Raw genomic sequence first — 12424 nt, 5'->3', positions numbered from 1 at the left:
CGATAGCCTCTTTGTGCGTTGCAAAAATGGGCAGCGGGGGATGCTGTCGTCGGCACACGGCAGCGAACCAGAAAAAAAATAGAAACGGCTATCGGCCGGCCGGAGGCGAGATCACATTCCATGTCAGATTATACTGTAAACCTGCTCTGGGTTTTGCTGATTGCAAGTTTTGGCTTTTCCGCTTTTGCCATTCTCCTATCGATATCCCGCCAGCGCCGCGGCCGCGCAACGGCGGCCGCATACACGCCGAGCGAGGATGTCGCGTCGGAAGCGGCACGCAAGGTGCTGCGCGAGTTCGAAAAGAATGGCCAATCGGCCGATGCGGCACTGGTCACATGGTCGCCCGACACCTTGCGCAAGATCCTGGCCGACGACCTGCCGGACGCACAGGTCATCGTGGTGTCCAACCGCGAACCCTACATCCACAACATCAAGGATGACGGCGTGCAACTTTTAGTGCCGGCCAGCGGGCTGGTTTCGGCACTCGAGCCCATCACCCGCGCCTGTGCCGGCACCTGGATCGCCTATGGCGGCGGCACGGCAGACCGCCTCACCGTCGACAAGGACGACCGGGTGCAGGTGCCGCCAGGCAATCCGTCCTACACGCTGCGCAGGGTTTGGCTGACGGAGGAGGAATATCAGGGCTATTATCTGGGTTTCGCCAATGAGGGGCTATGGCCGCTTTGCCATATCGCCTTCACCCGCCCCGTGTTTCGCGCCGCGGACTGGGACGCCTACGAGGCCGTCAACCGCAAGTTCGCCGATACGGTGGTTGCCGAAGCCCGCAACGAACGGCCGATCGTGCTTGTGCAGGACTACCATTTTGCGCTGCTGCCGCGCATGATTCGCCAGCGCCTGCCGGATGCGATAGTCATCACCTTCTGGCATATTCCCTGGCCCAATTCGGAAGTGTTCAGCATCTGTCCGTGGCGTGAGCGGATCCTGGAGGGACTGCTCGGCAGTTCGATCATCGGCTTTCATACCCAATTCCATGCCAACAACTTCACCGAAAGTGTCGATCGCTTTCTGGAGAGCCGGATAGAACGGGCAGACGCGGCAATCTCCTATGGCGGACAGACGACCTTGGTCCACGCCTATCCCATTTCCATAGAATGGCCGGCCCAATTGCTGGCAAGTTTGCCGTCTGTCGAGGAGTGCCGTGCCCGTGTCCGCGACAGATTCGGCCTGTCAGCGGATACCAAACTGTGCATCGGAGTCGAGCGCCTCGACTACACGAAAGGCATTCTCGATCGCTTCCATGCCTTGGACGAATTGTTCACGAAATATCCCGAATGGATAGGCAAAGTGGTTTTCCTGCAGATCGCGGCGCCGAGCCGGGGGACATTGCCCGCCTACCAGCAACTCCACGACGAATGCCGCCGCTATGCCGACGAGCTCAACCGACGCTATGGCAGCGAGACATACAGTCCTATCCTGATGGTCGCCGAACATCATCGGCAGGAGCAGGTCTACGAGGTCTATCGCGCCGCCGACATCTGCATGGTCACCAGCCTGCATGACGGCATGAACCTTGTCGCCAAGGAATTCGTCGCAGCGCGCGACGACGAACAAGGCGTGCTTTTGCTCAGCACCTTCGCCGGTGCCTCGCGCGAACTGCTGGAAGCACTGATCGTTAACCCTTACGATGCGGCCATGATGAGCGAGGCGCTGTTGCAGGCGCTGACGATGACGCCGGAAGAGCAGCGCGAACGTTTGCGGCCGATGCGCGAGATGGTCCGCGACAACAATGTCTACCGCTGGGCCGGCAGCATGCTGCTGGACGCCGCGCGCCTGCGCAAACGCGGCGATCTCGACAGGGTGACCGGAACCGGCGAGCGCCCGCCATCGAACACCAACAACGTCATCTCGATGTTCGAGCGGGCACGGAAGGCAGCATCGTGAAAAGCTTTGAACAACCGCCGGCTTTGAACCTGCCGCTAGGGCAATGGGCGCTCTTCCTCGACATCGACGGAACCTTGCTGGAACACGCTGCCCATCCCGACGCGGTGTTCGTCGGCGAGGAATTGCGCAATCTGCTTGGACGCATCGAGCGGGGGCTGGATGGTGCGGTCGCTTTCATCACCGGCCGATCGATCCCCGCCGTGGACAAGCTGTTCCATCCGCTGAAGCTGCGGATCGCCGGGCTGTATGGGCTGGAGCACCGGCTGACGCCGACCGGTCCGATCGATACCGCCGACGCGCCGGCCGACATCGCCGCCCTTGCCGACGAGATCGAGGCCGAACTGGGCAGCGGCAAGGTCTATGTCGAGCGCAAGGGGCCGGTCCTTGCCGTTCATACAAGAGCAGCACCGCAACTGCTTGCGCCCGCAATCCAGCTCGTCGAACAGGCATTGGCCCGGCTTCCGAAGGGTTATCGGGTGCTTCCGGGAAACGCCGGCGTAGAGCTCATGCCCCTGGAAGCCGTCAAAGGTGCAGCCATCCGGCGTTTTATGGACATTCCGCCCTTTGTCGGCCGGCGGCCGATATTCCTCGGAGACGATACATCGGACGAACACGGTTTCGAGGCGATCAATGAAATTGGCGGCATCTCCATCCGCGTGAAGCCGAACGGGCCGACGGCCGCAAACTATGCCCTCGACGACGTGACCGGCGCAATAGCCTGGCTCGAGGCCAGTTTCGAGACGTCGGCGGTCTCCGGTGCTCTACCGGCCGACAAGCAGGCAGAGACCGAATCAAGGGCGAAGATCAACGTCGCAGCCACGGCATCGTCCGGTCGATAAGCGCGGTTCTCATTGAATGTCTTTAAGGCCAAAGCCGGCAAATCGTCTGCTTGCCGGTTCCCCTGCGTCAGGCTTAACCTGCTGCCATGCGTGGAGGCGCGTGCGGTTGCAAGGGGAGGACATAGCAATGACCATACAAGGCGCATCACCGGACCTGTACAATGACGATCTCGCCCCGGCGAAGGTTCGAAACTGGGGACCGTTCTCGATCTTCAACGTCTGGACGTCGGATGTCCACAGCCTGTGGGGCTACTATCTGGCGGCCAGCCTGTTCCTGTTTTGCGGCGGCTTCGTCAACTTCATCATCGCCATCGGTATCGGTTCGCTGATCATCTATGCGTTGATGAACATGGTCGGCTATGCCGGCGTGAAGACCGGGGTGCCCTACCCTGTCCTGGCGCGTGCCTCCTTCGGCATCTGGGGCGCCAACATACCGGCGCTGGTGCGCGCCATAGTCGCCTGCTTTTGGTACGGCGCGCAGACGGCGGCGGCCTCAGGCGCGATCGTAGCTCTGCTGATCCGCTCGCAATGGTTCGCCGACTTCAACCAGAGCACACATTTCCTCGGCCACTCCGGGCTCGAGGTGATCTGCTTCGCCGTCATCTGGGCGCTGCAGCTCCTGATCATCCAGAAGGGCATGGAAACGGTGCGCCGCTTCCAGGATTGGGCCGGACCGGCGGTGTGGGTGATGATGTTGATCCTGGCCATCTATCTTTGCATCAAGGCAGGCACCTTCGCCTTCACCAGCGACATACCGATGGATGTGCTGCTGGAAAAGACGAAGGACGCGGGCGTGCCGGGCACGCCGGGCTCCTGGACCTCACTGTTTGCGGTGGCGGCTATCTGGGTGACCTATTTCTCCGCGCTCTATCTCAACTTCTGCGATTTCGCCCGCTATGCGCCGGACAAGGCATCGCTGCGCAAGGGCAACATCTGGGGCCTGCCGGTCAATCTCATCCTGTTCTCGCTTGTCGCCGGCGTCACCACGATCGCCGCCTTCGACGTTTATGGCGAAGTGCTGCTGCATCCCGACCAGATCTCGGCGAAGTTCGACAGCTGGTTCCTGGCGGCGCTCGCAGCGCTGACCTTTGCGGTGGCGACGCTCGGCATCAATGTGGTCGCGAACTTCGTGTCGCCGGCCTTCGACTTCTCCAACGTCTTTCCACGCCAGATCGACTTCAAGAAGGGCGGTTACATCGCGGCGTTGATAGCGCTTGTGCTTTATCCTTTTGCGCCCTGGGAAGGCAGTGCTGCCTCCTTCGTCAACATCATTGGCGCGACGATGGGGCCGATCTTCGGCGTGATGACGGTCGACTATTACCTGATCCGGAAGGGCGAGGTCGATGTCGAGGCGCTCTACAGGGAGAATGGCGAATTCCGCTTCCAGGGCGGCTGGCATGTCAATGCCTTCATCGCCGCCGGTATCGGCGCGGTCTTCTCCTCGATCCTGCCCAACTTCACCAGCCTGCTGCCGTCATGGTGGGGCGTCTATGGCTGGTTCTTCGGCGTGGCAATTGCCGGCGTCATCTATTACGTGCTGCGCACGATGGCACTCGGTGCCGGAGCCAGGATAGCCAAGGCTTGAGCGATTCGGGGCGGCGCAAGCCGCCCCGTTCATTCTGCGACCATCTCGGCCAGGCGGCGTACGGTGTTCCAGTTGCGCGAGGTGCCGATGCCCAGGCGTTTGTGACTGACCGCTGCAAGCAGCCGCGAACTCGGCGTCTCGCGGGAAAAGACGATCCAGATGTCGCCGCCGACAATCCGCAGCTTCTCGCCTTTGCCGGCATAGGCCTCAAGCGCCGCGGCAGCCTCGGCGGGAACGGGCGCCCGCATCACGCGCACCGCCACCTGGTCCGCGGCCTCAGCCGATTCGGCTAGGAACGGATTGCCGGCCGCCAGCCTCAGCCAGCCGTCGGCGCGGCGCACGATGATGTCGACGTGGCGGCCGAAAGTCTTTGCGAACGCCGCCTCCAGCCGCTGCTCCAACGCCGCAAGTTCTGTTTCTTGCGCCTCGAAAACAAGATTGCCGGTCGCCACCAGCGTGCGCGGGTTATTCAGGCCCAGGCCTTCGGCCATCGCCTTCAGATCGGACATGACGACCCGCCGCCCCTCGCCCAGGACAATGCTGTAGAGCAGCGCGACGTAAGTTTGCATGGGCGGCTAGTCTAGACCAGCCGCGACTGCTCTACCGCCGCCTCGATGAAGCTGGCAAACAGCGGGTGTGGATCGAGCGGCCGGCTTTTCAGCTCGGGATGGTACTGCACGCCGATGAACCAGGGGTGGTCTGGATATTCGACCGTTTCCGGCAGCACGCCGTCCGGCGACATGCCGGCAAACACCAGGCCGCAATTCTCGAGCCGCTCCTTGTAGTCGACATTGACCTCGTAGCGGTGACGATGGCGTTCGGAAATCTGGGTATCGCCATAGATCTCAGCGATCTTCGATCCCTTGGCGAGGTCGGCCTGGTAGGCACCGAGCCGCATGGTACCGCCAAGGTCGCCGGTTTCCCTGCGCTTTTCCAGCATGTTGCCCTTCAGCCATTCGGTCATCAAGCCGACGACCGGCTCCTCGGTCGGGCCGAACTCGGTCGATGATGCGTGCTCGACGCCGGCCAGCGAACGCGCCGCCTCGATGCAGGCCATCTGCATGCCGAAGCAGATGCCGAAATACGGCACCTTGCGCTCGCGCGCGAACTTCGCCGCCAGGATCTTGCCCTCCGAGCCGCGCTCGCCAAAACCGCCGGGGACGAGAATGCCATGGACCTTCTCCAGCCACGGCGCCGGGTCTTCCTTCTCGAATATCTCGCTTTCGATCCAGTCGAGCTTGACCTTCACCCGGTTGGCAAGGCCGCCATGCGACAGCGCCTCGATCAGCGATTTGTAGGCGTCCTTGAGGCCCGTATATTTGCCGACGACGGCAATGGTCACTTCGCCTTCCGGATTGTGGATGCGGTTGGACACCGCTTGCCACCGTTCCATGCGCGGCTTCGGCGCCGGATCGATGCCGAAGGCGGCCAGCACTTCCGAGTCGAGCCCTTCATTGTGATAGGCCATCGGCACGTCGTAGATGTGCGGGACGTCGAGCGCCTGGATGACGGCGCTTTCGCGGACATTGCAGAACAGCGACAGCTTTCTGCGCTCTTCCTTGGGGATCGGCCGGTCGGCGCGGACCAGCAGTATGTCGGGTGCAATGCCGATGCCGCGCAACTCCTTGACCGAATGCTGCGTCGGCTTGGTCTTCAGTTCGCCTGCCGTCGGAATGTAAGGCATTAAGGTCAGGTGGACGTAGACGGCGTTGTTGCGCGGCAGGTCGTTGCCGAGCTGGCGGATCGCCTCCAGGAACGGCATCGCTTCGATGTCGCCGACGGTGCCGCCGATCTCGCACAGTACGAAATCGTAATCGTCATTGCCGTTGAGGACGAAGTTCTTGATCTCGTCGGTGACGTGCGGAATGACCTGCACGGTGGCGCCGAGATAGTCGCCGCGCCGCTCGCGCTCGATGATGTTCTTATAGATCCGGCCGGTGGTAATGTTGTCTTGCTGGTTGGCCGAGCGGCCGGTGAAGCGCTCATAATGGCCAAGATCGAGATCGGTCTCGGCCCCGTCATCGGTCACAAAGACTTCGCCGTGCTGATAGGGCGACATCGTGCCGGGATCGACATTGAGATAGGGATCGAGCTTTTTGATGCGTGCGCGATAGCCCCGCGCCTGCAAGAGAGCCCCAAGGGCCGCCGCAGCAATGCCTTTTCCAAGTGAGGAAACCACGCCGCCTGTGATGAATACATATCGCGCCATGGGAGTCATCGCTTAACGCGGCCGAATTGATTCCGCCAGAGAAAAAACCGCCGCGAAGGCTTTTTCCCAAGAAGGCGCTCTGGTCGTTGGCTTATCAAAACAAAAGGGCCGGCGAGGCCGGCCCTTTTGGCACGATCTGTCAAAGCGTCAGATGATGACGACTTTGGTGCCTACTTTCACCCGGCGGTAGAGATCCATGACATGCTCGTTGATCATACGGAAGCAGCCATTGGAGGCGCTGGTTCCGATCGACTGCGGCGCGATGGTGCCGTGAATGCGCAGGTGGGTATCCTTCTTGCCGTCGTAAAGATAGATGGCGCGCGCACCGAGCGGATTGTCGCCGCCGCCGGGCATACCGTCCTTGTATTGGCCATAGTGCTTGGGTTCGCGCTTTTGCATATCCAGCGTCGGAATCCAGCGCGGCCATTCCTGCTTGTCGCCGACGGCAACCGTACCCTTGAACTGCAGGCCTTCCCGGCCGACCGCGATGGCATAACGGCGGGCGGTTGACGATGATTCGACGAGGTAGAGACGGCGAGCGCTGGTATCGATGACGATGGTGCCCGGGTTGTAGCCAGTGAATTCGACCTCCTGCGGCACGAATTCCGGCTTGACCTTGAACTGCCGCTTGGCCTGCTTCCTTTCGAGCGCGGCGTCGAGCGCGCGTGTTTCCGGAAGCAGCGACATTGACGAAGAAGATGTGCCGCCGAACAGTCCCGCGAACAGCCCGACGCTCTGCGGCTTCTGCCCCACCGGTTCGCTGCGCAACTCGCCATTGTTGCCGGTCAGGGCAACGTTCATGGCCTCGGCCGGGATCGGCTCGGCCGACTGGATCGGCGCAATCGGTTCGATGATGTTGAGGGTCTTCTTCTTCTTGGCTGGCGTAGCGTCAGCCACCTTCGCCGCCGCGAGCGGCTGGCTCTTCTTGGCAAGGAATGCCTGCCGTTCCGCATCGGCTTTGGCTTTCGCCGCCTCCCGCATCGCCAGCTTCCTGGCTTCGAGTGCTTTGGCGCGAGCGGCTTCCTTGTCGGCTGCGATCTTGGCTTCGATCTTGCGGATCTGCGCAAGGTCGTCCGGCGTCGGATCTTTCTTCTTCTTGAGAAGCTTCAATTGCGCCGCATCGCTTTTGGCAGCGACGTTGACGACGTCGGTTGTTGCTGCGGCTTTATGGGCCGAGTTTGCCGTCGGCATGGCCGCGTAAGCGGGCGCACCTAGGCTGAGCACGGCACAAAGGCCGGCAAAAATGAAGCTGCGAAGCTGCATGGGGAAGATCCGATCGTTCAATGCTTGTTGCCCACGGCGTCGCCCGGCGCCCCCCAAGGACGCCGAGAATGCCGCGTGCAACCTATAATCGATTAGCCGGAAGCGCCTCAAGCGCGCGGTGCGGTCGAATCTTCGTGATCGTGCAGCATTTGCCGCGACTGTGTTCAAACGACAACAGATCGCGGCATAAGATGCCCGATTACTGGTTGGGGACCTGCGGCGTGGCCGGCGCGGTGGCGCCGTTTGTCGCTGGCGGCGTCGCCGGAGCGGTTGCCGGCGGCGGCGTTGCCGCGCCATTGCCGGACGGCGGGGTCGGCGCCGTGGTGCCCGAAGGCGGCGTCGGCGTCGTGGTTCCGGGCAACTGGTTGAGTACGCCCTTGCCTGCCCCGTCCGAAGTCGCCGGCACGCGATCGAGAATGTCGATCGGCTTCTCGCCATAGCGCGCTACGATCGACAGTGTCAGCGAAGTGACGAAGAAAGCTGCGGCCAGGATCGCCGTCGCCCGCGTCAGCGCATTGGCGGCGCCACGCGCGGTCATGAAGCCCGATCCGCCGCCGATGCCGAGGCCGCCGCCTTCGGAGCGCTGCAGCAGCACCACGCCGACAAGCGCGAGCACGACCATGAGGTGGACGACGATCAGTACGGTTTCCATAATTTATCCTGGCAAGGCCTGGTGCGGCCGCTGATTTGGAGGCGGCTCAATACAATGCTTTGACGGCATTTCCAAGCCCGTGGCCGGAATATGGGAAGCAATGCGTCCTTTGCAACGATTTCGGCGCCGGCCGTCCGCTCAAATGCAGCAAGCAGCCTTGTATCAAGCGATGTTTCGATAGGCTTCCGCGATGCCGAGGAAGTCCGCCGCCTTTAGGCTGGCGCCGCCGACCAGCGCGCCATCGACATTCCTGACGCCTAGCAACTCGACGGCGTTGGACGGCTTGACCGAGCCGCCGTAGAGAATGCGCATCTTGGCCGCCGTATTGCCGAGCTTCCGGGCCAGTTCTTCGCGGATATGCGCATGTGCCTCGGCGACGTCGGCGGCGGTCGGGGTCAAGCCGGTGCCGATCGCCCATACCGGCTCATAGGCAATGACGGTGTTGGAAGCCGTGGCGTTTGGAGGGACCGAGCCAGCGACCTGGCGCGACAGCACGTCGAGCGTGGCTCCTGCTTCGCGTTCGGCTCTTGTCTCACCAATGCAGATGATGGCCACCAGCCCGGCACGCCATGCGGCGGAGGCCTTGGCCTGCACTAAGGCATCGTCCTCCTTGCGATCGGCGCGGCATTCGGAATGGCCGACAATGACATGGCTGGCTCCTGCATCCTTCAGCATCTCGGCCGAAATGCAGCCGGTATAGGCGCCGCTTTCCTCGGTGTGGCAATCCTCTCCGCCGGCCCGCACCGGTGTGCGCGACAGAATCTCGGCGGCGTGCGCAAGTAAGGTCGCCGGCACGCAGAGCACCGCTTCGGTCTCGGCGTCGAGCCCGCTCATGAAGCCGTTGCCGATCATCCTGAGCTCGTTGAGCGAGGCGCTGGTACCGTTCATTTTCCAGTTGCCGGCGACGAGCGGGCGGATTCCAGGCGTCATGGGATTGTTTCTCCGGGCAATTTCCAGCTGGCCCTCACTATCAAAATCAGGCCACAAAGCAATCGACAGTGAGCAGGAAGGGCGCTATTGCGCTTGTTTCAGACTCGGCGCATGCGAAATGCGCAAAAATCGGAAGTACTCATGCTTGGTATGTTGAGAAGTGCGGCGGGGACCTGGGTCGCGAAATTGCTGCTGTCATTGTTGGTGTTGAGCTTCGCCGTCTGGGGTATCTCGGGACGGCTGATGGGCGGTCTTGCCGGCCATGACGCCGTGATCACGGCCGGAGGCACCAAGGTCTCTATCAACGAATACCGCCTCGCCTACGATCGCCAGCTCAGCGTCATGTCGCAGCAATTCGGCCAGCGCATCAGCCGTGAGCAGGCGACGGCGCTCGGCATCGACAACCAGGTGCTGGCGCAACTCGTATCGGGTGCCGTCCTCGACGAGCAGGCCCGCAAGCTCGGCCTCGGCCTGTCCAAGGACCGGCTCGCCGAACTGACGCGTGAAGACCCGGCGTTCAAAGGGCCTGCCGGAACCTTCGACAGGAGAACGTTCGAGTACCTGCTTCGGCAGATCGGCATGCGGCCGGAAGACTATTTGAAGAACCGCGCCCAGGTCGCGGTCCGCCAGCAGATCGTCGAGGCGGTTTCGGACGGCCTCAAGGCCCCTGATACATTCTTCAAGGCGGTCGCGCTCTATCGCGGCGAAGATCGCACCATCGACTACCTGACCTTGCCGAAATCGCTTGTCGAGCCGGTAGAAGCGCCGTCCGACAGCGTGCTTTCGGCCTATTTCGAGGAAAACAAGAAAACCTACGCCGCGCCCGAATACCGCAAGTTCTCCTATGTCAGGCTTGAGCCGGAAGACATCATGGATTTGAGCGCGGTGACCGACCAACAGGTCAGCGACGACTACAACAAGAACAAGGCGCGCTACACCACGCCTGAGATGCGCACCATCGAGCAGCTTGTATTCAAGACGCCTGATGCCGCAAAGGCGGCGCTCGATTCGCTCAGGACCGGCGCGACCTTCGACAAGATCGTCGCCGCCGAGGGCAAGACCCCGGCCGACACGCTGCTCGGCACGCTGGCCAAGGACAAGATCGCCGACAAGTCGGTCGCCGACGCTGCCTTCAAGCTCAACGTCAATGAGGTCAGCCCCGTCGTACAAGGCGCATTTGGTCCCGTTCTGCTGCGCGTCACCGAGATCAAGCCGGAAGTGGTGAAGCCGCTGGCCGAAGTATCCGAGCAGATCCGCAAGGACCTGGCACTGGGCGAGGCAAGCCGCATCTTGCTGGACGTGCACGACAATTACGAGGACACGCGCGCCTCGGGCAGTTCGCTCGCCGAGGCAGCCGCCAAATTGAAGCTGAAGGTCGTCACCATCGACGCCATCGACCGCACCGGCCAACGGCCGGATGGAAGCATCGTCAAAGACCTGCCGGAATCGCCGGCGCTCATCAAGGCGGTGTTCGAATCTGAACCCGGAACCGACAATGAAGGTCTCACCACCGCCGATAACGGCTTCGTCTTCTACGACGTGAGCGCGATCACGCCGGCCCGTCACCGCACGTTGGACGAAGTCCGCCAGAAGGTCGTGGCCGACTGGACCGCGGCGGAGACCACCAAACGGCTCACCGCAAAAGCACAAGAGCTCGAGAAGCGTCTCAAGGCCGGCGCCACGCTCGAGGTGATCGCCGGTGAGCTCAAGCTCGAAAAACAGACCAAGCGCGGCGTCAAGCGCGATGCTGACGACGTCGATTTCGGCAAGGAAGGGGCCGCCGCCATGTTCGGCGTCGGCGAAGGCGGCACCGGGCTGATCCCCTCGCCCACCGGCGACGGACAGATCCTGTTCAAGGTTGCCGAGGTATTCGAGCCCGCCGGGGCCGACGCCAGCTCAGTACCCCAGGACGCACAGAAATCCTTCACATCCGGCATGTCCGACGACCTGCTCGACCAGTTAGTAGCGCAGTTGCAGACGCAATATGACGTCCGCATTGATCAGACTGCCGTAACCCAAGCCCTGGCCAGATGAGCGCACTGAAGATCCACATCGCCAAGGTCGCCGCCGGCAGCGCTCTTTCTTTCGAGGAGGCGCGCGAGGCCTTCGACATTATCATGTCGGGCGATGCTACTCCGGGCCAGATAGGCGGCTTCCTGATGGCATTGCGCGTGCGCGGCGAGACCGTCAGCGAGATCGCCGGCGCTGTCGCCACCATGCGCGCCAAGATGCTGCGCGTCGAAGCCCCCGAGGGCGCCATCGACATTGTCGGCACCGGCGGCGACAATTCGCACAGCGTCAACATTTCGACCGCATCCGCCTTCGTCATCGCCGGCAGCGGCGTGCCCGTCGCCAAGCACGGCAATCGCGGACTGTCCTCGCTGACCGGCGCCGCCGATGTGCTGATCGCATTGGGCGTCAAGATCGACATCCCTCCGGAGACGATCGGCCGCTGCATTCACGAGGCCGGGGTTGGCTTCATGTTCGCGCCGGCGCATCACCCGGCGATGAAGCATGTTGGCCCGACCCGGGTCGAGCTCGGCACCCGCACCATCTTCAACCTGCTGGGCCCGCTTTCCAATCCGGCCAGTGTCAGACGGCAGATGGTCGGCGTGTTCCTGCCCGAATGGATCATGCCGGTGGCAGAAACGTTGAAGGAGCTTGGCGCCGACCACGCCTGGGTCGTCCATGGCGACGGCTATGACGAGATCACCACCACCGGCGAGACGCAGGTCGCCGAATTGGCCGGCGGCGAGATACGCAGCTTTGTGCTGACCCCGGAAGCAGTCGGGCTGACGCGTCACACCAAGGACGAGTTGCGCGGCGGCGACGCCGCCCACAACGCCCAGGCACTGCGCGACATGCTGGGCGGCGCCGCTGGCGCCTTTCGCGATACGGTGCTGATGAATGCCGGCGCCGGGCTGGTGGTAGCCGGCAAGGCGACGACGCTTGCCGACGGCATGGTAACGGCGGCGCAGGCCATCGATAGCGGCCGCGCGCTGAAAGTGCTCGACAGGCTGGTCGAGATTTCGAACGGTTAAAAC

Annotated in this window: 10 protein-coding genes; 5 read left to right on the top strand and 5 right to left on the bottom strand. The window is 62.5% G+C overall.

Annotation, left to right across the window (positions count from 1 at the left end):
- Positions 1-120 precede the first annotated feature (120 nt).
- The 3 genes from NKH98_RS16770 (at position 121) to NKH98_RS16760 (ending at position 4326) form a co-directional block, all read left to right on the top strand.
- Complete coding sequence (locus NKH98_RS16770) at positions 121-1902, top strand: alpha,alpha-trehalose-phosphate synthase (UDP-forming) (RefSeq protein WP_352806680.1); 1782 nt, start codon at positions 121-123, stop codon at positions 1900-1902.
- Positions 1899-2741 carry a trehalose-phosphatase gene (gene otsB, locus NKH98_RS16765; RefSeq protein WP_352899891.1) on the top strand — a complete coding sequence of 281 codons (843 nt, stop codon included), beginning with the start codon at positions 1899-1901 and terminating at the stop codon, positions 2739-2741. Before NKH98_RS16770 ends, otsB begins: the two co-directional genes overlap by 4 nt.
- Positions 2742-2868: 127 nt before the next feature.
- A complete protein-coding gene (locus NKH98_RS16760; protein ID WP_352899889.1) occupies positions 2869-4326 on the top strand; it encodes an NCS1 family nucleobase:cation symporter-1 in 1458 nt (485 codons plus the stop codon).
- Positions 4327-4355: 29 nt separating this feature from the next.
- On the opposite strand, the gene NKH98_RS16755 is transcribed toward NKH98_RS16760, so the two are convergent.
- From NKH98_RS16755 to tpiA, 5 genes are all read right to left on the bottom strand, one after another.
- A complete protein-coding gene (locus tag NKH98_RS16755) occupies positions 4356-4895 on the bottom strand; it encodes a DUF1697 domain-containing protein (RefSeq protein WP_352899888.1) in 540 nt (179 codons plus the stop codon).
- An 11-nt stretch (positions 4896-4906) separates the two neighbouring features.
- Entirely contained in the window at positions 4907-6535 is a 1629-nt protein-coding gene (gene pyrG, locus NKH98_RS16750) for a CTP synthase (protein ID WP_254817292.1), read from the bottom strand.
- A gap of 147 nt (positions 6536-6682) precedes the next feature.
- Entirely contained in the window at positions 6683-7798 is a 1116-nt protein-coding gene (locus NKH98_RS16745; RefSeq protein ID WP_352688346.1) for a L,D-transpeptidase, read from the bottom strand.
- A 199-nt stretch (positions 7799-7997) separates the two neighbouring features.
- Positions 7998-8450, bottom strand: coding sequence for a preprotein translocase subunit SecG (secG, locus tag NKH98_RS16740; RefSeq protein ID WP_352815646.1), 453 nt, complete (start codon positions 8448-8450; stop codon positions 7998-8000).
- A gap of 162 nt (positions 8451-8612) precedes the next feature.
- On the bottom strand, positions 8613-9380 hold the full coding sequence (gene tpiA / locus NKH98_RS16735; protein ID WP_352507308.1) for a triose-phosphate isomerase: 768 nt from the start codon (positions 9378-9380) through the stop codon (positions 8613-8615).
- Between the two features lie 141 nt (positions 9381-9521).
- On the opposite strand from tpiA, the gene NKH98_RS16730 reads away from it, so the two are divergent.
- Together NKH98_RS16730 and trpD are read left to right on the top strand one after the other, a co-directional pair.
- Complete coding sequence (locus NKH98_RS16730; protein ID WP_352899886.1) at positions 9522-11414, top strand: SurA N-terminal domain-containing protein; 1893 nt, start codon at positions 9522-9524, stop codon at positions 11412-11414.
- Positions 11411-12421, top strand: coding sequence for an anthranilate phosphoribosyltransferase (gene trpD / locus NKH98_RS16725; RefSeq protein WP_352507310.1), 1011 nt, complete (start codon positions 11411-11413; stop codon positions 12419-12421). Before NKH98_RS16730 ends, trpD begins: the two co-directional genes overlap by 4 nt.
- Positions 12422-12424 lie beyond the last annotated feature (3 nt).

Origin of the sequence: Mesorhizobium sp. M0833 (assembly GCF_040319905.1) — a bacterium.
In the GTDB taxonomy this organism is placed as follows: domain Bacteria; phylum Pseudomonadota; class Alphaproteobacteria; order Rhizobiales; family Rhizobiaceae; genus Mesorhizobium.
The sequence above is the reverse complement of the archived record's forward strand: the minus strand, read 5'-3'. Positions and strand labels throughout refer to the sequence as shown.